Annotated in this window: 21 protein-coding genes and 1 other RNA gene; 13 read left to right on the plus strand and 9 right to left on the minus strand. The window is 65.2% G+C overall.

Features of this window, described 5'->3' with window-relative positions; genetic code table 11:
- Nucleotides 1-13: 13 nt before the first annotated feature.
- Nucleotides 14-1,411, minus strand: a complete 1,398-nt coding sequence (locus AC5Y4T_RS00140) for an acyl-CoA dehydrogenase family protein (RefSeq protein ID WP_499951456.1) — start codon at nt 1,409-1,411, stop codon at nt 14-16.
- Between the two features lie 80 nt (nt 1,412-1,491).
- Nucleotides 1,492-2,274, minus strand: coding sequence for a histidinol-phosphatase (gene hisN / locus AC5Y4T_RS00145; protein ID WP_499948839.1), 783 nt, complete (start codon nt 2,272-2,274; stop codon nt 1,492-1,494).
- A gap of 116 nt (nt 2,275-2,390) precedes the next feature.
- On the opposite strand from hisN, the gene AC5Y4T_RS00150 reads away from it, so the two are divergent.
- The gene (locus tag AC5Y4T_RS00150; protein ID WP_499920202.1) at nt 2,391-2,735 is read left to right on the plus strand and encodes a hypothetical protein; all 345 of its coding nucleotides are present in this window, start codon (nt 2,391-2,393) and stop codon (nt 2,733-2,735) included.
- A gap of 3 nt (nt 2,736-2,738) precedes the next feature.
- Here AC5Y4T_RS00150 and AC5Y4T_RS00155 read toward each other — a convergent pair whose 3' ends face one another.
- Both AC5Y4T_RS00155 and AC5Y4T_RS00160 read right to left on the minus strand, forming a co-directional pair.
- Entirely contained in the window at nt 2,739-3,830 is a 1,092-nt protein-coding gene (locus tag AC5Y4T_RS00155; RefSeq protein ID WP_499951457.1) for a PPE family protein, read from the minus strand.
- 92 nt (nt 3,831-3,922) lie between these two features.
- On the minus strand, nt 3,923-5,077 hold the full coding sequence (locus AC5Y4T_RS00160; protein WP_499951458.1) for a PPE family protein: 1,155 nt from the start codon (nt 5,075-5,077) through the stop codon (nt 3,923-3,925).
- Between the two features lie 733 nt (nt 5,078-5,810).
- Here AC5Y4T_RS00160 and AC5Y4T_RS00165 point away from each other — a divergent pair.
- Together AC5Y4T_RS00165 and AC5Y4T_RS00170 are read left to right on the plus strand one after the other, a co-directional pair.
- Nucleotides 5,811-6,608: a universal stress protein gene (locus tag AC5Y4T_RS00165; protein ID WP_499951459.1), complete on the plus strand. Its 798-nt coding sequence runs from the start codon at nt 5,811-5,813 to the stop codon at nt 6,606-6,608.
- A 97-nt stretch (nt 6,609-6,705) separates the two neighbouring features.
- Nucleotides 6,706-7,179, plus strand: a complete 474-nt coding sequence (locus tag AC5Y4T_RS00170; RefSeq protein WP_499951460.1) for a group III truncated hemoglobin — start codon at nt 6,706-6,708, stop codon at nt 7,177-7,179.
- Here the strand turns inward: AC5Y4T_RS00170 and AC5Y4T_RS00175 are convergent.
- Together AC5Y4T_RS00175 and AC5Y4T_RS00180 are read right to left on the minus strand one after the other, a co-directional pair.
- A complete protein-coding gene (locus tag AC5Y4T_RS00175; protein ID WP_499951462.1) occupies nt 7,121-7,552 on the minus strand; it encodes a pyridoxamine 5'-phosphate oxidase family protein in 432 nt (143 codons plus the stop codon). The two genes, AC5Y4T_RS00170 and AC5Y4T_RS00175, sit on opposite strands and share 59 nt — an antisense overlap.
- 62 nt (nt 7,553-7,614) lie before the next feature.
- Nucleotides 7,615-8,976, minus strand: coding sequence for an FAD-dependent oxidoreductase (locus tag AC5Y4T_RS00180; RefSeq protein ID WP_499951466.1), 1,362 nt, complete (start codon nt 8,974-8,976; stop codon nt 7,615-7,617).
- Between the two features lie 161 nt (nt 8,977-9,137).
- Between AC5Y4T_RS00180 and prfB the strand changes: the two genes are divergently transcribed.
- From prfB to ssrA, 9 genes are all read left to right on the plus strand, one after another.
- Complete coding sequence (prfB, locus tag AC5Y4T_RS00185) at nt 9,138-10,250, plus strand: peptide chain release factor 2 (RefSeq protein ID WP_499948707.1); 1,113 nt, start codon at nt 9,138-9,140, stop codon at nt 10,248-10,250.
- Nucleotides 10,240-11,232, plus strand: a complete 993-nt coding sequence (locus tag AC5Y4T_RS00190) for a mechanosensitive ion channel family protein (protein WP_499951469.1) — start codon at nt 10,240-10,242, stop codon at nt 11,230-11,232. The genes prfB and AC5Y4T_RS00190 overlap by 11 nt, the downstream gene beginning before the upstream one ends.
- Complete coding sequence (locus AC5Y4T_RS00195) at nt 11,229-11,720, plus strand: Rv3103c family proline-rich protein (RefSeq protein WP_499951472.1); 492 nt, start codon at nt 11,229-11,231, stop codon at nt 11,718-11,720. Before AC5Y4T_RS00190 ends, AC5Y4T_RS00195 begins: the two co-directional genes overlap by 4 nt.
- A gap of 43 nt (nt 11,721-11,763) precedes the next feature.
- Complete coding sequence (gene ftsE / locus AC5Y4T_RS00200) at nt 11,764-12,453, plus strand: cell division ATP-binding protein FtsE (protein ID WP_067938740.1); 690 nt, start codon at nt 11,764-11,766, stop codon at nt 12,451-12,453.
- The gene (gene ftsX / locus AC5Y4T_RS00205) at nt 12,454-13,347 is read left to right on the plus strand and encodes a permease-like cell division protein FtsX (RefSeq protein WP_499948705.1); all 894 of its coding nucleotides are present in this window, start codon (nt 12,454-12,456) and stop codon (nt 13,345-13,347) included.
- A gap of 2 nt (nt 13,348-13,349) precedes the next feature.
- Nucleotides 13,350-13,859, plus strand: coding sequence for an SsrA-binding protein SmpB (smpB, locus tag AC5Y4T_RS00210; protein WP_499951475.1), 510 nt, complete (start codon nt 13,350-13,352; stop codon nt 13,857-13,859).
- Nucleotides 13,856-14,698 carry an EamA family transporter gene (locus AC5Y4T_RS00215; protein WP_499948838.1) on the plus strand — a complete coding sequence of 281 codons (843 nt, stop codon included), beginning with the start codon at nt 13,856-13,858 and terminating at the stop codon, nt 14,696-14,698. Before smpB ends, AC5Y4T_RS00215 begins: the two co-directional genes overlap by 4 nt.
- A 39-nt stretch (nt 14,699-14,737) precedes the next feature.
- Nucleotides 14,738-15,583 carry a maleylpyruvate isomerase family mycothiol-dependent enzyme gene (locus AC5Y4T_RS00220; protein WP_499951478.1) on the plus strand — a complete coding sequence of 282 codons (846 nt, stop codon included), beginning with the start codon at nt 14,738-14,740 and terminating at the stop codon, nt 15,581-15,583.
- An 88-nt stretch (nt 15,584-15,671) separates the two neighbouring features.
- Nucleotides 15,672-16,039: a transfer-messenger RNA gene (gene ssrA / locus AC5Y4T_RS00225) on the plus strand.
- A gap of 108 nt (nt 16,040-16,147) precedes the next feature.
- Here the strand turns inward: ssrA and AC5Y4T_RS00230 are convergent.
- The 3 genes from AC5Y4T_RS00230 to AC5Y4T_RS00240 form a co-directional block, all read right to left on the minus strand.
- Nucleotides 16,148-17,536: an aromatic ring-hydroxylating oxygenase subunit alpha gene (locus tag AC5Y4T_RS00230; RefSeq protein ID WP_499951481.1), complete on the minus strand. Its 1,389-nt coding sequence runs from the start codon at nt 17,534-17,536 to the stop codon at nt 16,148-16,150.
- A 16-nt stretch (nt 17,537-17,552) separates the two neighbouring features.
- On the minus strand, nt 17,553-18,464 hold the full coding sequence (locus tag AC5Y4T_RS00235; protein WP_499951483.1) for an SDR family NAD(P)-dependent oxidoreductase: 912 nt from the start codon (nt 18,462-18,464) through the stop codon (nt 17,553-17,555).
- Nucleotides 18,465-18,538: 74 nt separating this feature from the next.
- Nucleotides 18,539-19,435 carry an enoyl-CoA hydratase/isomerase family protein gene (locus AC5Y4T_RS00240; RefSeq protein WP_499951485.1) on the minus strand — a complete coding sequence of 299 codons (897 nt, stop codon included), beginning with the start codon at nt 19,433-19,435 and terminating at the stop codon, nt 18,539-18,541.
- Nucleotides 19,436-19,509: 74 nt separating this feature from the next.
- Between AC5Y4T_RS00240 and AC5Y4T_RS00245 the strand changes: the two genes are divergently transcribed.
- Nucleotides 19,510-19,941 (plus strand): SRPBCC family protein, encoded by a 432-nt coding sequence (locus AC5Y4T_RS00245; RefSeq protein ID WP_499951487.1) that lies wholly within the window; start codon nt 19,510-19,512, stop codon nt 19,939-19,941.
- Nucleotides 19,942-19,948 lie beyond the last annotated feature (7 nt).

The following is a 19,948-nucleotide window of genomic DNA, read 5'->3' on the forward strand; positions in this document are numbered from 1 at the left end:
TTTGAATAACGACTCAGATGACGACGACACCCTCGGCAACGCCGATGGCCCGCAGGTCGCGGTACCAGCGTTCGACCGGGTGCTCTTTGGTGTAGCCGTGGCCGCCGAGCAGCTGAACGCCGTCGAGGCCGATCTGCATGCCCTTGTCGGCGCCGAGCCGCTTGGCCAGCGCCGCCTCGCGGACGAACGGCAGACCTTGCTCGGCACGCGCGGCGCCGCGCCAGGTGATCAGCCGCAGCCCGTCCAATTCGATGGCGATGTTGGCGCACATGAAGGCGACCGCCTGGCGGTGGGCGATCGGCTCACCGAAGGCCTCGCGTTCCTTCACGTACGGGACGACGTAGTCGAGCACCGCGTGCGAGGTGCCGACGGTGAGCGCGGCCCAGCCCAGTCGGGCCAGCGCGATCGCCTCGGAGTAATCCTCGTCGGTCGCCTCGTCCTCACCGAGCCGCGCGCTCAGCGGCACCGTCACCCCGGAGAGTTCGACGTGGCCCAGGGCAGCCGCACGGATCCCCATGCTGGGATCCGCCTTCACGGTAAGGCCTTTCGTCGAGGACTCGACGATGAACAAGGCCGGCTTACCGTCCAGCTGCGCGCCGACGATGAAGAGCTCGGCATCGGCAGCGGCCGGGACCAACGACTTCACCCCGTCCAGGCGGTAGCCGCTCGGTGTGCGCACCGCGGTGGTCTTCAGCCGGGTGGGGTCGAAGAGCGGTTGCGGCTCGGCGATGGCCACGCACGCCTGGGGCACGTTCTCACCGGCGAACTCGGGAAGGTAGGTGGCCTGCTGGTCGGCGCTGCCCCAATGGGTCAGCGCCGAGGCCACGCCGCCCGGGGCCAGCAGCGGTAACGCCAGACCCATGTCGCCGTAGGCCAGCGCCTCGGCGACCAGCACATTGGTCACGCTGGACCGGTGTGCGGCGATGCCGTCGAAATCCTCGGGGATGTTGATCGCCGTGATGCCCAGCTCGGCGGCCTTGGCGATCAGCTCGTGCGGGTAGGTGATCGCTTCGTCTGCATCGTGCGCGGCGGGCCGCAGCACTTCCTCGGCGAACTCGTCGACAGTTTCGACGATCATCTTCTGGTCGTCGTCAGGCGTCAGGTCGAAGTAGTCCTTGCCGCTGGACTTGAGCCGGGTTGGTCCGCCGCGCAGGTTCTGGATGCGCTTGAACTCCCGAGACGAGGTGGCGGCGGTGGAGAAGACAGTCTTCGTGCCGTAGCGCAGCGCGCGGTTCAGCGGGTCACGCAGCTGATATTTGTCCAGGAACTCCTGACCGACGAGCGGGGTGATCAGCGCGATCGCGATGTCGACGCCAGTGCGTTTGTGCGTTTGCAGGCCGACAGCGGACTTATGGTCGCGCCGTTTGGCGCGGGAGCGGGTGGGTGTCTGTTTGGAACCGGAACCGGTCATTTTCAGCAGCCTCAGGTCGTTGGGCGTTGCGGATACCGCCGATCTTACTCCGGAGTAAGATCGGAGAGAACACTTGTTAACTAATTCACAGCGAGGCTGTCGAGCACCTGCTGCTGCAGCAGGCCGTTGGTGGCCACGGCGCTGCCGTGATGCGGTCCCGCGGTGCCGTCCAGGGCCGTCAGCGTCCCGCCCGCCTCGCGCACCAGGATGTCGAGCGCAGCGAGATCCCACACCGACACCTCCGGTTCTGCGGCGATGTCGACCGCGCCTTCCGCGAGCAGGCAATAGGACAGAAAGTCACCGAAGGCGCGCACCCTCCAGACGGTGTCGGTCAGCGCGATGAATCGATCCCGAACGCCCAGCTGGGCCCACCCGGACAGGCTGGAGAACGAGAGACTCGCCGAATTCAGTTGTGCCACTGAGGAAACCGAGAGCCGGCGCGGAGGAGCATCGTTGACCGCGGCGAAAGCGCCCCGGGCGTGCGCGGCCCACCACCGCCGCTGCAATGCCGGGGCGCTCACGGCGCCGACGACGGGAACACCGTCTTGGAGCAACGCGATCAAAGTGGCCCACACCGGAACCCCGCGGACAAAATTCTTGGTGCCATCGATCGGGTCGATGATCCACTGACGGCCGGTGAAGGTGGTGTCCCCGCCGAACTCCTCGCCGACGATGCTGTCGTCCGGCCGTTCGCGCCCGAGCTCCTCACGCAGCTCGGTCTCCACTGCGCGGTCGGCGTCCGTCACCGGCGTCAGGTCGGGTTTGGTGTCGACGCGCAGGTCCAGCGCGCCGAATCGCGCCGAAGTCAACGTATCTGCGCGGTCGGCCAGCGTCAGTGCCAGCGCCAGATCGTCCTGGCTTATCTGCACCGCTCCTCCTCATCGCTTCGTTCTGCATCGTCGTCGGTGCGGCTCATGACGCAGTCTTATCACGGCCCTACCATGGCCCCGTGTGGGAATTCGGACTGTTGCTCTTGCTGATGGCCGTGCTGGCCGTGTTTCTCGTTCAACGGTTCGTCCCACGCGGCCCGCGGGGCGAGGTGCTGAGCGGCACGTTGCTGGTGACCGGCATAAGCCCCCGCCCCGACGCCACCGGCGAGCAGTTCGTCACCATCGCCGGCGTGATCAATGGGCCCACCGTCAACGAGCACGCCGTGTATCAGCGCCTGGCCGTCGATGTGAATCAATGGCCGACCATCGGCCAGCTGTTCCCGGTGGTGTATTCGCCGAAGAATCCGGACAACTGGCGATTCGCTCCCGCGGAACCGCCTGCCGCGCCCGGGCCGCCCGCGCCACCCGAATCGCCGCAGCCGCCCGCCCGCTAGCGGTCAGCCGGCCGCGGGCGGGCGAGTCGTCACCATGATCCGCCTGCCGTAGCGGGGAACCACAAGCGTGGCCCGCCTGACGGTCCCTCCCGGTACCCCGGGTATGCCGGGCGTCCCGGACCCGGATTGGGCCGCCGCTTCGGTCGTCGCCAGGCCGGACATGCCGCTGCCCGGCGATGCCGCGACGGGGTTGCCGGTCGCGGCGGCCCAGCCGGCGGGCACCGACATCGAGCCGATCCGTCCGGCACGGGCGAGCACCGCGCTGACGTTGCCAACCCCCGACGGGGCGCCGCTGAGCGCAGGCGCCATGGGAAGCGCGGACGGGACCGCCGCGACGTTCGGCAAGATGCCCAAGTTCTTGTCGGCCTGGATGATTCCGGCAGCGGTCCCCTCCGAAGTGAAAAGGGATCTGAACGCAGTTGAGGTCCCCTGGATGGTGTCAAAGATCCGGAACAGTTGGTCTTGCCTCGAGAGAACAATTCCCCCAGGCGATCCCGATTTCGCGCTCGAGATCGAGGCGTTGGCGGTGGCTCGAGCGACGGCGTCTCGCTGAGCCCTTTCCCCATCCGGAGTGGTCGTTTGGCGCGGGGCGACGAACGGCGAAACTTGGGCCGCCGCGGCTGAACTGGCGGAATAGCCGTACATCGCAGCGGCGTCCTGAGCCCAGTATTCGGCGTACTGGGCTTCGGTGGCCGCGATGGCCGCGGTGTTCTGGCCGAAGAAGTTCGTTGCGACCAGCGTCGCCAGTTGGGTGCGGTTGGCCGCGACCGCGGACGGGGGCACGGTTATGGCGAAAGCGAGCTCGTAGGCCGCCGCCGCCATCCGTGCCTGCATGGCCGTCTGTTGTGCACGTTCGGCGGTCGCATGCAGCCACGCCACATAGGGGGCGGCGCCGGCCGCCATCGCGTGGGCTGCGGGTCCCTGCCAGGACAAGCCGGTCAGGCCGGACAGCACCGATTCGTATACCGCGGCGGTGGTGCCCAATTCGGCCGAGAGCGAGTCCCAACTTGTCGCGGCGGCCAGCAGCGGGCCCGACCCTGGGCCTGCGTACATCCGGCCCGAGTTCACCTCTGGCGGAAGAAAGCCGAAATCCATTGTCCTACAGCTTCATGGGCTGCGTGTAGCGAAGCTGCCGGCGACGAAGGGTCAGTCCTGTGGTCGACGGCAGTTGGTGGGCTGGTGGCACGTCACCCGGCGGCTGGCGGGCGTGGCATCACCGTGAGCCGCACGCCGTAGCGGGGTGGGGCACCCGCCCCGGCCGATCGGGCGGCGCCGCCGCCTGGCATGCCGGGGTAACCGGGATACCCGGAAGCCATCGGCTCTTCGGTCCCCGGCAACGTGGTGAAGCCGGCGGGTTCCAGCGGCGAGATATGGGTGCTCGTGGGTGCGGACCAACTCGCGGGCACCGACATCGGCCCGATTCTGCCGGCGTGCGAGAGAGCCGCGGTGACATTGCCCAGGCCACCGCCGAGTCCCGACGTGGCGCCGCGGAGCGCGGGCGCTGCGAGCGCGGGAGCGAGATTGGCCGCGGCCGCGCCGGGCTTGGCGAGAATGCCCAAATTGTTCTCAGCCCCGATGATGCCGGACACGAATTGCTCCATGTTGTACGGAGCGCTGAAACCCAGGCCCGTTCCCTGAATGGCGTCAAGGACCGCAAAGGCGGGCCGCCCGCCCCCGGCCGCTCCCAGATTCGGCGCCGCTTGCACCTGCGGCTGCTGGGGCGAAACCGGTGAAAACGCTTGTGTGGCAGCCTTAGTCGCGCCAGAGTTGGCGTTGGCCGTGGCCACGGCGGCGTTCTGCGCGCCCACCCCGGACTCGTTGATGGACTTGTGCGCGGTCGCGAACCGGGGCAACTGGGTCGTCGCCGACGTCGACGCCACGGAGTAGCCGGCCATGGCAGCCGCGTCCCGAGCCCAGAAGTCGGCGTACTGCGCCTCGGTGTCCGCGATGGCGGCGGTGTTCTGGCCGACGATGTTCGTCGCCACCAGCGCTGCCAACAGCGTGCGGTTGGCGGCGATCAGCGGCGGGGGCACCGTCATCGCATACGCCTGCTCGTAGGCCGCCGCGGCCGTCCGCGCCTGCATGGCTGTCTGTTTCGTCTGCTCGGCGGTCGCTTGCAGCCAGCCCACGTACCGGGTGGCCGAGTACGCCATCGACTCGGAGGCGGGGCCGCGCCACTGTAGGTCTAGGCCCGCGAGCACGGATTGGTATGCCTCGGCGGTGGAGGCCAGTTCGGCCGACAGCGCATCCCAGCTTCCGGCCGCGGCCAGTAGCGAGGCCAATCCGGGGCCGGTATACATTCGGGCCGAATTGATTTCGGGTGGAAGAAAAGTCCACTCCATGTGTGATACATCCCCTCGAAGTGTGGATTTCGGGCAAACGCCACCGACGCCGGCGCCAGCCGCATCGGCGTGTCTGGAAGATATTTGGGCCGCCCGCTGATTCGCATGTGCGCCCGCGGCGCACGGCTCACCCCGCGTCAGGTGAGACGGCAGCCCAGCGCGATCGCACCACGCCCGCTGGGCGGGCAGCGTGGCACTTATCGGGTCGGGGGAGCGTGCGCGCAGGGCATTGCGAAGACTTTCGTTTTTTGGGCCCTTCAAAAGTCGCAAATGCGGCCGATGCCGGCGGGGTTTTGCTTATTTCACGAAGCGGGCTAGGTAAAATTCATCTTTTGTTAACCTTTTGTTAATCTCAGTCCATAACCCGTCTCGCACCGGTCGTACAGCGAAAGCGGTTGCCATGCTTGGCGTTCCGGCGCCGTCGGCCACGGCCCGCAGCATCTCGGGGTGCCGCGAGGTGATGATGTCGACCGGCGACGAAAGACGACGGTCGAGTTCTGATCGGCCCCCTACTCCAACAGCGTCCGTAGGTAGCGCAACTACAGCGACGCCGGACTTTTCGAGAGGGTCTCCGCGGCTTCGCGTAACTCCTGGCCACAGTCAATTCGGTTGTTTCGGCCACCAATAGGGTCTAAAGGCACTGAATTCGGGACCAATGCCTCTGGGGGAGTGAGGTTTACGGTCATAACGTCGTAGTTGAACGGCATGAAGAAGATCGACGAAGGACCTCGCGATGAGCAACGTGTATCCAGCTCCCGCAATTCTGGTAGGCGTCGACGGATCCAGGGCGGCGATTCATGCGGCCGTCTGGGCGATCGATGAGGCGGTGAGCCGCGACATCCCCCTGCGATTGTTGTATGTCATCGATCCGCATGACGGCTGGGCCGCGCGCGACGACGCCACTCGGCTTGCCGTCGCCCGTGCCGCGTTGACCGACGCCCACCGGGCCGTCGACGCCGTCGGCCAGCCGGTCAAGGTCGAAACCGAAATCCTCTGGGGAAGAACGGTTTCCAAGCTGCTCGAAGCATCCAGGTCGGCGGTCATGGTCTGCGTCGGGCGGATCGGGCTCAACCATGCCTGCCACGGCGGACCCGCCGTTGCGGCCCGCCTGATCCGCTCGGCGTCGTGCCCGGTCGCCGTGATCCAACAGCCGGCGAGCCGTCCGACGCCTCCCCAGGTCGGCAGCGTGGTCGCCGAAGCCGACAACGGCACCGTGCTGCGGCACGCGTTCGACGAAGCGCGGTTGCGCCGAGCCGCATTGCGGGCCGTGTCGGTAGCGAGGGGTCCCGACGTTCGGGATGCCACCGCTGGCAATCGCCCAGCACAAGGGCAATTGGTTCGTCGGCTTGCCCGATGGACGCGGTTGTACCCCGACGTGCGGGCCGAGCCGGTGGTTCTCACCGAGGGCGTGGACCGGTACCTGGGCGTCCACCGCGACACGGGACAGCTGGTGGTCACCGACTCCTATCGGGCCGAGGCCCTGTGCCGGACGGGTCACTCCGTGCTTGCGATCCGTTGCGGCAACCTCTAGCTCGGATCGGCAGCGACCTAAAACACAGTGCTTCGGCCAAATCTCGGGGCCAACATGGTGTTACTTTGAGTTGCAGATATATCGGAGGGTGCCAGCCATGGGTCAGCTGACGACGGCCGAGGCAGGTGCAGACCTGGCCGACCGCGCCGACGTGGAGGCGTTGCTGCGCCGTTTTTACCGGCGGGCGTTGCAGGACGAGATGCTGGCCGAGCCGTTTGCCGAGTTGCGGGCCACCGGGTTGGAGACGCATGTTCCCACGATGTGTGACTTCTGGGAGACCGTACTGTTCGGCGCGGGGCTCTATCGCGGCAGTGCGTTGCAGGCGCACCGGGAGATCCACCGGCGTGCCCCCCTGTCAGATCGTCACTTCCGGCGCTGGCTCAGCCTGTGGCACAACACCATTGACGAGATGTACCGCGGGCCGGCGGCCGATCGGGCGAAGGTTCAGGCCGGCCGGATCGCGTGGGCCATGCACCGGCGACTGACCGGCGCCGACGCACCCGAGCTCCTCGTCACGCAACCGGCTCATGACGGTCAGGTTCCGGACCGAACCGGAAACGACGGCCGGTGAGTTCGGTCGGCGTTATGCGCACATAGTGCGGTTTGAGCGTTGCCGTCCATGGCAACAGCTGCGCGCGTTCGGCTCGTTGAATGTCCGCGTCGGTCTTCAACAGTCGCGCGCGTCCGCGCACGATGACGCTCCATCCTTCGATGAGGTTGTGGTCGTCGACCTCGAAGACCACCTCATGATTGGCAACGGCCGAAAACAGTTTGGTGCCCTCGGCGGTGCGGAACAACACGGCGCGCTCTTGCGCGACGAAGTTGACGGGAAAGATCTCGGGTTCACCGGCGAAGTTGGTGACCAGCCGGCCCAGCGAGACGCTGCCCAACAGGTTCCAGTTTTCGTCCTCGGAAAGCACGGTCACCGGTTGGTCGCTACCCACATCCTCAACGCTACGGAGGATTGGCCTCGTTGAGTAGGGCCCTTCGTAATATTGGCGCCGGCTCAGCCGTGACTGACCTGCAGCAACTTGGCCAAACTCGGCAGCTTGACGCGGGGACGTCCGTGCGGTTCACCGGCCGCCCGCTCATGGGCATCGATGAGATCCCAGTGCGCCGAGGTCACCAGCTTGGGCTGGCGTGACGCCAGCCAGTCAGCCAACTGGGCGGCGTGGTCGTCCGGGAAATCGGCGATACCGTCGGCAGCGCAGAGATCGGCGAGCAGCGTGTCCACCGTGTCCTGCGAGTCCTTCTTATTTGTGCCGATCACGCCGGTGGGCCCGCGCTTGATCCACCCGACCACGTATTCGTTGCGGCTGCCTTCGACCCGCCCGCCGCTGTTGGGGATGGTCGCGGTCTTCTCGTCGAACGGCAGTCCCGGGGTGGGCAAACCGCGGTAGCCGACCGAACGCACCACCAGCTGAACCGGTAATTCCTCACGCTCGCCGGTGTCATTGGCCGACACCCGCCCACTGTCGTCGGTGACCAACTCGTTGCGGCCGAGCACGATTGCCTCGACCCTCTCGTCGCCTTTGATCTCGATCGGGGAGGTCATGAAGCGCAGCACGATGCGACGGTGGCCGGGTCGCGGGTCGCGCTTCGCGTAATCGCGCAGCACGTTGATGTTCTGCTTCGCCGTCTTGCCGGCCGCGGCCGCATCCTCGTCGCTGATGCCCTCCAGCTGGGCGGGATCGACGATCACGTCGACGTTTTCCAGGTCGCCCAACTCGCGGAGCTCGAGGGTGGTGAACGCGGTTTGCAGCGGGCCGCGCCGACCGATGACAACCACCTCATCGACGCCGCACGGGCGCAGCGACTCCAGCGCGTGGTCGGCGATGTCGGTCAGCCCCAGCACGTCGGGGTCGGTGACCAGGATGCGTGCGACGTCGAGCGCGACGTTGCCGTTGCCGACGACCACAGCCCGCGCCCCGGAGAGATCGGGCGTGGCCGCCTCGAAATTCGGGTGCGCGTTGTACCAACCCACGAAATCGACGGCGGCGATGCTGCCCCGCAGGTCCTCTCCCGGGATGTTCAGCGCACGGTCGGATTGCGCCCCGACCGCATAGACGACGGCGTCGTAGCGCTCGGCGAGTTCGCTCGCCTGGACGTGCTCGCCGACCGAGATGTTGCCGAAGAAGCGGAAGCGCGGATCCTGGGACGTCTTCTCGAATTGCTTGCTGATCGACTTGATCTTCGGGTGATCGGGCGCGACGCCGGAGCGCACCAGCCCCCACGGGGTGGGCAACATCTCCAGCATGTCTACGGCGACGTCGATGTCCGCGGACCCGTCGGCCGCCTTCAACAAGGAGGATGCGGCGAAGAAGCCCGACGGTCCGGAGCCAACGATTGCAACGTGGTAAGGGCGCATTCTCGACCTTCTATTCGGGCCCGAATGCGCGCAGGGGCTGTCGCGCGCAAAGCGGGGCGCACATGATCGTGACTCGATGCTAAACGCATGACCGCTGGTCGTGACCTGGACACTCGCTGCGACCTGAGCCGCTTGGGGACCCCCGGGTAACGTTGTCGGCTGTGGAACCCGACCGTCAAGCCGATATCGCCGCACTCGACGCCACCCTGACCACGGTGGAGCGGGTGCTCGATGTGGACGGTCTGCGCACCCGCATCGAGAAGCTTGAACACGAGGCATCCGATCCCCAGTTGTGGGACGACCAAGCCCGTGCCCAACGGGTGACCAGTGAGTTGTCGCACGCCCAGGGTGAGCTGCGCCGGGTCGAGGAGCTGCGTGGGCGGCTGGATGACCTGCCGGTGCTCTACGAGCTGGCGGCCGAGGAGGGCGAAGGCGCCGACGAGGCGCTCACCGAGGCCGATGCCGAGCTGAAGGCGCTGCGCGCGGACATCGAAGCCACCGAGGTGCGCACTTTGCTGTCGGGCGATTACGACGAACGCGAGGCCCTGGTCACCATTCGCTCCGGCGCCGGTGGAGTGGACGCCGCCGACTGGGCCGAGATGCTTATGCGGATGTACATCCGGTGGGCTGAACAGCACAAGTATCCGGTGGAGATATTCGATACGTCCTACGCCGAAGAGGCCGGCATCAAGAGCGCGACGTTCGCCGTGCACGCCCCGTTCGCCTACGGCACGCTCTCCGTGGAGCAGGGCACGCACCGGCTGGTGCGAATCAGCCCGTTTGACAATCAAAGTCGGCGCCAGACTTCTTTCGCTGAAGTCGAGGTGCTTCCGGTGGTCGAGACCACCGACCACATCGATATACCGGAAGGCGATGTGCGCGTTGACGTTTACCGTTCGAGTGGGCCGGGAGGCCAGTCGGTCAACACCACCGACTCTGCGGTACGTTTAACCCACATCCCAACGGGTATCGTCGTGACTTGCCAGAACGAAAAATCGCAGTTGCAGAACAAGATCTCGGCGATGCGAGTGCTTCAGGCAAAGCTATTGGAGCGCAAGCGTTCCGAAGAACGCGCTGAGTTAGACGCGTTAAAAGGCGAAGGTGGCAGTTCATGGGGCAACCAGATGCGCTCCTACGTTCTGCAGCCCTATCAGATGGTCAAGGACCTGCGGACCGAGTACGAGGTTGGCAATCCTGCGGCCGTCCTGGATGGAGACATCGACGGATTCCTGGAAGCGGGAATCCGTTGGCGCAACCGAAAAGATGACGAATAACACACACATTCTCGCCGCATCGATGACGCACCGCTGGCACGACTTCTGGCGGGGCGAGCTCGGTGAGTGGATCATCACCCGGGGTCTGCGGATCGTCATGGTCCTGATCGCCGCGATGCTGGCCGCCCGGTTCGTCAACTGGGTCGCGCAGCAGGTGACCCATCAGCTCAACCTGGGCTTCGCCGAGAGCGACGCGCTGGTGCGCTCGGAGGCGTCCAAGCACCGGCAGGCCCTGGCGTCGGTGATCTCCTGGGTTTCGGTCGTCATCATCGGCATCTGGGTCATCATGCAGATCGCCAACGTGCTGCAGTTTTCGGTCGGGGGTCTGGTAGCGCCGGCCACCGTGGTGGGCGCCGCGCTGGGTTTTGGCGCGCAACAGTTGGTCCGCGACCTGCTGTCCGGCTTCTTCATCCTGGTGGAGCGGCAATACGGGTTCGGCGACCTGGTCACTCTTACCGTCGTTTCCGCAACCGAAGCGACCGGCACGGTCGAGAACGTGACGTTGCGGGTGACCCGGCTGCGCTCGCCGGACGGCGAGGTGCTGACGATTCCCAATGGGCAGATCGTCAAGGTGGTCAACCTGTCCAAGGATTGGGCGCGCGCGGTGGTGGACATCCCGGTGTCGACCAGCGCCGACCTCAACCGGGTCAACGAGGTCCTGCATCAGGAATGCGACCGCGCGATGAACAACCCGGTGCTGGGCCAGTTGCTGCTGGACGCCCCCACCGTGATGGGGGTGGAGAGCATCGAGGTCGACACCGTCACCCTGCGCATGGTGGCACGCACCCTTCCCGGCAAGCAGTTCGAGGTCGGCCGGCAGCTACGGGTGCTGGTCATCCGGGCGCTGGCCCGAGTCGGGATCGTGACCGCGGCCGACGCGACGGTGGGCCTGGTGGAAGACCCGTCGGTTCCGGCCGCCGAGGCCGCCGAGGCAGCCGGACAGCAAGCCGATGAAGTCCAAGGTGCGGGGCAGAAGCGTTGAAGTTCACCCTGAACATCCTTGAGAAGCGCGGCGACGACACGGATGCGGAGCATCGCTGGCCGAAGCACATCTTCGGCGGGCGGATGCGCACGTCGACCTTCGTGTTGATCGTCGCTTTCTTCGTGGTGTGGTGGGTCTACGACACCTACCGCCCGGAACCGGCCCCCAAGCCTCCGGCCCAGCAAGTGGTGCCGCCGGGCTTCGTGCCCGACCCCAACTACACCTGGGTGCCGCGCAGCCGCGTGCAGACACCGCCGACGACCGTCACCTATACACCGACCCCGACGAGCACGCCGCCGCCTCCGCCCCCGCCGCCCCCACCGGTGACGACGACGACAACGACCACGCCGCCGTTCCAGCTGCCACAGCTCCCGTGCGTCTTGCCGGCCCCGTTCTGCCCGCCCAGCTCGAGCCCCACCCCGTCGCCGCCGCCGCAACCGCAGCCGGGGCCCGGTCCGGTGCCGACTTCGCGGCCGCCGGCCAGTTGACTTCGCCTGCCAGCGAAATTCACCGCTACACTGGCGTGCCGTGATGATCACCCTGGACCATGTCAGTAAGAAGTACAAAGCGTCGGCGCGCCCGGCGCTGGAGGACGTCAACGTCAAGATCGACAAGGGTGAATTCGTCTTCCTGATCGGCCCGTCGGGGTCGGGTAAGTCCACGTTCATGCGGCTGCTGCTCGGTGCGGAGAACCCGACCAGCGGTGACGTCCGGGTCTCGAAGTTCCACGTCAACAAGCTGCGCGGTCGTCACGTCCCGAAGCTGCGCCAGGTGATCGGCTGCGTTTTCCAGGACTTCCGCCTGCTCCAGCAAAAGACGGTCTACGAGAACGTCGCGTTCGCGCTGGAAGTGATCGGCAAACGAAGCGACGCGATCAACCGGGTGGTGCCGGAGGTGCTCGATACCGTCGGACTGTCCGGCAAAGCCAACCGGTTGCCCCACGAGTTGTCCGGCGGCGAGCAGCAGCGGGTGGCGATCGCCCGCGCGTTCGTCAACCGGCCGCTCGTCCTGCTGGCCGACGAGCCGACGGGCAACCTCGACCCAGATACCAGTAAGGACATCATGGATTTGTTGGAGCGGATCAACCGCACGGGGACGACGGTGTTGATGGCGACGCACGATCACCACATCGTCGACTCGATGCGTCAGCGCGTCGTCGAGCTGTCGCTGGGCAGGCTGGTTCGCGACGAGCAGCGCGGCATCTACGGGATGGACCGCTAAGTGCGCTTCGGTTTCCTACTCAACGAGGTCCTGACCGGCTTTCGTCGCAACGTCACGATGACGGCCGCGATGATCCTGACGACCGCGATTTCCATCGGCCTGTTCGGCGGGGGCCTGCTGGTGGTCCGGCTGGCCGACAACTCGCGCGAGATCTACCTCGACCGCGTCGAGACGCAGGTGTTTTTGACCGACGACATCTCGGCCAACGACACCACGTGTGCGTCCGCGCCGTGTAAAGGGTTGCGCGACAAGATCGATGCGCGGCAAGACGTCAAGTCGGTGCGCTTCGTCAATCGGCAGGACGCCTACAACGACGCCATCAAGAAGTTCCCGGAGTTCAAGGACGTGGCGGGTAAGGACTCGTTTCCTGCCTCGTTCATCGTCAAATTGAACAATCCCGAACAGCACGCGGAGTTCGATGCCGCGATGCAGGGCCAGCCCGGGGTGCGCAGCATCCTCAACGAGAAGGACCTCATCGACCGGCTGTTCGCCGTGCTGGACGGGCTGCGCGATGCCGCGTTCGCCGTCGCCCTGGTGCAGGCCGTCGGAGCAATCCTGTTGATTGCCAACATGGTGCAGGTCGCCGCGTACACCCGTCGCACCGAGATCGGAATCATGCGGCTGGTGGGCGCCAGCCGGTGGTACACCCAGCTGCCGTTCCTGGTGGAGGCGATGCTCGCCGCGTCCGTCGGTGTGGCCATCGCCGTCGTCGGCCTCATGTTGGTCCGGGCTCTGTTCCTGGACAATGCGCTGAGTCAGTTCTATCAAGCACATCTGATCGCCAAGGTCGACTATGCCGACATCCTCTACATCTCGCCGTGGCTGTTCCTGCTCGGCGTGTCGATGGCTGCGGTGACGGGGTACGCGACCTTGCGCCTCTACATCCGGCGTTAGCTGTGGCCAAGGGTTCCGGCCGCGCAAAGGCGGCGGGCGGCAAAGGTGGCAGCAAACAAATCATCGCCACCAATCGCAAAGCGCGGCATAACTATTCGATCATCGAGTTGTTCGAGGCCGGAGTGTCTTTGCAGGGCACCGAGGTCAAAAGCCTTCGCCTGGGCCAACCATCGTTGGCTGACGCGTTCGCAACGATCGACGACGGCGAAGTTTGGTTGCGCAATTTGTACATTCCGGAGTATCAGCACGGTAGCTGGACCAATCATGAGCCACGTCGCAACCGAAAGTTGTTGTTACATAGGCAACAAATCGACAGGCTGGTGGGCAAGATACGAGATGGTAACCTCGCCTTGATGCCGCTGTCTCTGTACTTCTCGGAGGGCAAGGTCAAAGTCGAGCTCGCCCTTGCTCGCGGCAAAAGAGCTTATGACAAGCGCCAGGATATGGCGCAGCGTGATGCACAGCGTGAGGTGGTCCGTGAAATGGGGCGACGAGCAAAGGGCATGACCTGATCGGGGCGGCTTACGCCCAGCTGTCTGCCGTTACGTACGGCGTCAGCGATTTCGTGGGCGGCGTGGCAGCGCGGCGAGTGGCCGCGCTGCGTGTAATGCTGGTCGCTTATCCGATTGAAACGCTGATATTGGGCGTGATGGCCGTCTTCGTCGGCGGTCCTATCCATGTGGGTGCCGTTCTGTGGGGGTGCCTGTACGGCATCGGCATGGCCTTCGGCATGTGGGCGTTCTTCGCCGCACTTGGTTCCGGGCCGATTTCGGTCGTCTCGCCGTTGGCGGCCGTGCTCAACGCCGCGGTGCCGGTGGCGGTCGGCATGGCCCTCGGGGAGCGGCCCGGTCAGGCGGCCCTGGTGGGGGTCGTCCTGGCGCTGGCTGCCGTGATGCTTGTCAGCCGGGAGGCCCCCGTGGAGGGGACGCCGTATCGGTTCACGCCAAAAGTGGCCTGGCTCACAGTAGTTGCGGGCTCGGCGATGGGCTTGAATCTGGTGTTCTTGCACCAGGCGCCGCACGTGTGCAAACTCTGGCCGCTGGTCTTCGCTCGGGTGGCGGCCAGCCTGGTGGTCTTCGCCATGGCCAAAACCAGCCAGAACTTGGCGATGCCGCGCGGACGGCCGCTCAAACTGGCCGTGGCCGTCGCGTTGCTGGACATCTTCGCCAACATCACCATGCTGGCGGCGTTGCACACCTGGCTGCTGTCGTTGGCCAGCATCCTGATCTCGCTGTATCCGGCCGCGACGGTGGTGCTGGCGATGGTGGTGCTGCGCGAGCGGGTGACCCGCTTGCAGGGGATCGGCATGGTGCTGGCCATGGGCTCCGTGGCGATGATCGCCTCGGCCTGACGGCCCCATGCTTGATTGATCGGCCTACGATCGACGACCATGGCCGATCGCCCCGTCACCAGACTCGACAAGTCCGCCGTGCTCTCCGGCCTCTTCGCGGTGTGGGACGACATCGACGCGCTGCTGGCCGGGCTGTCCGAAGCGCAGTGGCGAGCGGCCAGTCCGCTGCCGGGCTGGGACGTCAAGGCCCTGGTGGCGCACATGGTCGGCACCGAGTCGTTTCTCGCCGGCATCGCCGCACCCCAGCCCGATATCGATGTCTCGACGCTGGAACACGTGCGCAACGACGTCGGGGTGATGAACGAGTGCTGGGTTCGCCATCTGAGCGCGCACGCCGACGCCGACGTTTTGGAGAGCTTCAGGGCGATCACCAACGATCGGCGCGAAGCGCTGACGGGCCTGTCCGGCGAGGAGTGGGACGCGGTGACGATGACTCCCACGGGCCCGGACTCCTACGGCCGATTCATGCGGATCCGCGTATTCGACTGCTGGATGCATGAACAAGACATTCGGGTGGCGCTGGACCGGCCGCCGTCCGACGACGAACTGACCCGCCCCGCGGCGTCGCTCGCCGTGGATGAGATCGCCGCCACGATGGGCTACGTCGTGGGCAAGCTGGCCAAGGCGCCCGAGGGTTCACGCATCCAGTTCGACCTCACCGGCCCGCTTGCCCGCACCATCCGGGTCAGCGTCGACGGCCGGGCCGCGGTGGTCGACGACTTCGGTGGCCAAGAACCGACCGCGACCATCCGTCTGGACGGGTTGCAGTTCACCAGGCTCACCGGTGGCCGCCCGATGTGTCCCACGCGTGCCAAGGACATCGAGCTCGACGGGGACAAAGGCGTGGCCAAGCAGGTCGTCGAGCACCTCAACTTCGTGATCTGATCGCAGCGTGGCGGGGAAGATAATCCCGTTGCCGCTGGTTGATAGCCAGGTACCATTGATATTCCTGCCGAAAGTCGGCGGGGTGCGAGGGGCTGAAAGGTTTCGACTTCGCGCATCGAATCAAGGGAAGCGTGCCGGTGCAGGCAACTGACCACCGTAAGCGTCGTTGCAAACAGATAAGCGCCGATTCACATCAGCGCGACTACGCTCTCGCTGCCTAAGCGACAGCTAGTCCGTCAGACCGGGAAAGCCCTCGACCCGGACCCTGGCGTCAGCTAGAGGGATCCACCGATGAGTTCGGTCGCGGGACTCATCGGGACACCAACAGCGACTGGGATCGTCATCCTGGCTTGTTCGCGTGACCAGGAGATCCGAGCAGAGGCATAGCGAACTGCGCACGGAGAAGCCTTGAGGGAATGCCGTAGGACCCGGGTTCGATTCCCGGCAGCTCCACCATGGGTAAGGGCGCTCTTGAGCGGCCCATTTGCTCGGTTGCACGAAACGGCCGAGTGTTATACCTGGATCTTTACTGGGCCGCCCTCGGTTCGGCGCGGCAGGAATCATCTACTCGTCTGAGTTGCCCGAACCGAACAGGTATCTGTCGGCGATCGCGTGCTCGTTCCGGATCGACATCTCCTGGGCGGTGTTCAGCCAGAGTCCGTCGAAGCCCGCCGAATGCATGCCCGCGTGAATGGCTCCGATGTTCTTCAAGTCCTGCGAGGGCAACTCGCCCCAGGCGTCGTGATCCTGCCATCGCTCGAACACTTGCCAATGTGTCTGGGGAACCTCTCCGGGTGCGAAATGCTCCAACGAGAACATTTCGAACGTGCACCGATTCGGATCTTCGGCATTCGGCAGCATGCGGTATCCGAGCAGGCAGGACTTCTCGACGAGGATGACCATGGTGGGAAACACATGCCAGTCGCCGTTGCCCGCGAAGTACTGCTCCATCGACATCTGCGGAAAGTCGACGCCTTCCGCGCGTGCGAGTTCCTCGCACAACTGGTGATAGAGCACGAACGGCGGGACTTCGCTGGGCTCCTGCGTCGCCAGTTTTTGCGCGGCACGGTAGTCGCGTTCGGTGACCAGCGAGCCGACCTCTAGGTATTGGTATTGCATCGAATTTGCGAATACCTCCGGTCGTGCCGCCAGTTCCTGGCGCGCGCTGTCGCGACTGGCGTGTTCGGGACGCTGGGTGTAGACGAACCGAGAGTGGTTGTTGTAGGTGATCGTTGGCGTGTAAGGCGCGTAGACGTACTCCTGCGGGGCGGCGGGCGCTGCCGATGGCCGCGGGCCCTCCGCGGATCGCATCGTTTGCGGGTGGGTGCCAGGAGTGTGGTAGCCCTCGATGAATGCGTCGACAACCGTTTTCCAGTTGGCAGGCAGGAAGGTGCGCTTGCGCCAGCGGTAGCGCATGTCCTGCAACCGAAATGGCGCCAGCGCCGTCGGCAGCGGGTCCAGCCATTCGAGCAGATCCGGCGGGTTCTCCGCCATGCTCACGAACACCCACCCGCCCCACGTGCCGGCGGCGACGGGCCGCAGGTTCCATTGTTCGCGTGGGCGGGAGGCGAATTCGTCACGGCAAGGGACGAACGATGACCGTCCGTCTAAGCTGTAACGCCAACCGTGGAACCCACAGCGCAACTCCTTGTCCTGCGCACATCCGCTGCCGCGGACGATTTTCATCCCACGGTGCGCACAAGCGTTGTGAAACGCCTTGATCCCGCCATCCTTCTGGCGCACCACGGCGATGGATTGCCGCCCGATCGTGTACTCGTAATAACAACCGGGGGAGGGGATTTCCTCTTCGCGACACGCAGGCTGCCAAACTTGGGTGAATAATCGATCCAACTCGAGTTGCAGGAACTCCGGATCAACATACCTACTCTTCGGCACGAACGTCTCACCGCAGACATACTTTTTGGGCACCCGCTCGGTGGCAAGCTCGGTCATGATCACCCTCTCCGTCTCAGCTGGCGGGTGGCTTGTCGAAGATGTTGGGATACAGGACGGCTTCCTTGAACGACGTCTCGATCTCGGCGAAAGCAGTCGGGATATCCCAGGTTCCCGATGTCGACACGATTTCGCGTTCGACGACCGGGTTGGACATCAGGCTGATGCGGCCGTTCCCGGCGAAGATGACGCGCCGGTTAAGCCAATCAGATTGCGCGCTGGCCAGATACACCACGGGCGGCACGCAGTTCTTGGGCGACAGGCGGACGTTGGAATCCGAGTAGTCCATGCTCCCACCACCCTTGATGCCCTGGGTCATGCGGGTGCCGGCGATCGGCGCGATTGCGTTGCAACGCACCCCATAGTTGCGTAACGCGTTGGCGCACGAGAACGTCAAGCCAACTATGCCCATCTTCGCGGCAGCGTAGTTGGGCTGGCTGGGGGCGCCCTGCAGTCCCGACATCGACGTGAACGTGATCAGTCGGTACTGCCCGCCTCGGTTTTCGCGCCACCATGCCGCCGCGTGGCGGGTGACATTGAAAGTGCCTTTGAGGTGTACCGAGACCACTGCGTCCCAGTCCTGTTCGCTCATCTTGAATACCATGCCGTCGCGCAGGATTCCCGCGGCGTTCACGACGACGTCCAAGCCTCCGAGCGTTTCGGCGGCGCGGTCGATGAGATCCGCGCACGCGGCGAAGTCGGTGATGTCGGTGGTATCGGCGAACGCCTTGCCGCCGCGGCTCGCGATCGCCGCGGCCACACTTTCGGCCGGCCCCGCGTCATGGCCGGTCCCATCGACGGTGACTCCGGCATCCGACACCAGGACCGTCGCACCCTCGGCTGCCAGGCCCTCGGCGACCGCAGCCCCAATTCCACGTCCCGCGCCGGTTACCAGTGCAGTACGACCGTCAAGCACACCCATCGTCATTCAGCTCCCCGTGCCGTTTGCCTCAGCATACAGAACACCAATACAAAATCTGTGTATGTGTTGCATTTGCGAATCTATTCGAATCCCCACTCGCAATAGCGGCGCTCGAGCTCGGCCATGGCCTCCCGGCCGCCGCGAGAACTACGTTCCTTCATGAAGTTGAACTCGTCATCACGCCAGGACAGGTTGCTGAACACGGTGTGGCCCATCGGAACCCAGTCGCCGAACTGTGCCATTCCGACTGCGTGCCAGAACGCGATCAGCGCGTGCTTTCCCACCATCAACCCGTCGGCTGAGTGATGGGCTATCGCGTGGGCGTATCGCATGGCTTCGTTGCGCAACGACTCGGCGGGCACCACTGACGCGGCCACGCCCCATTCGCGCAGCTCGGCCGCCGTCACCTTGCGGCCGGTGATCATCGCCTCGTAGCCGCGATTAGGTCCTAACTTGAGTAGCGCCAACGGCATAGCTGTGGAGAATCCTGCGAACCCGATGCGCGCCTGCGGGCGGGCGAGATACATGTCGTCGGAGACAACCAGAATGTCAGCGGCGAGAGCGAGGTTCATTCCGGCGCCCAGGGTGGCGCCCTGGCAGGCCGCGATCACGGTCTTGGGAAACTCCAGCCAGTTCGTGAGGTGCCGGTGTAGACGTCGCGCGTTGCCCAGGCGTGCGGTCTGTGGCAACCGCTTCCCCTTGGTCAGCCCTGCTTGCTCCACTGGGAGCCGGCGGACATCGTCGCCGCTGCAGAAGTCCTTGCCCTCGGCCAGGAGGACGACGACTTTGACCTCATCATCGTCTTCGGCGCGGGTCAGCCGCTCCTTGAACAGGTTGTGCATGTCGGGCGACAGGATTGCGTTGCGACGGTCCGGCCGGTTGATGGTGATCTGGGCGATGTGCGGTTCGACGACTTCATAACGGACCCAGTCGTCATCGACCTCGTATTCGCCTTCGGCGGGGGCGTCGGCGCTCATATCACCCTCCTTCGCGCGCAGTACATAGAAACAGTAGTCGATCAACTGTTACATCGTGGTGGTACCTTCAGCGAATGCCATCGTTCACGGTCACCAAGCAGCTCGCAGCATCGCCGGACGCAGTTTGGGCAGTCCTGGCTGACTTCGGCAACGTCGATTGGATCCCCGGGCCCAGCGATGTCCGGGTCGAGGGCGAAGGACCAGGCATGCGACGGTTCATCGCCGCAAGCAGTGAGAAGCCGGTAATCGAGACACTCATCTGGATCAAACCGGATGAGCGCGCGTTATCCTACGAGATCGCCAACAATCCGATGCCGGTCAGCCGATTTGTGGCGGTCAACACCGTCTCCGAAAGCACGGATGCCGTTGGGGAATCGATCGTCGTCTGGGACATCGACTATGAGCCGATTGGTGATGATGCCGCCGCGCGCGATGCCATGGAGGCCGTCTATGGCTTGATGGCGGGCTGGGTGCAGGAGTTCGCCAACGAGCGCGCGCACGGATAGAACACTT

It is taken from the genome of Mycobacterium sp. NGS11, assembly GCF_059813315.1.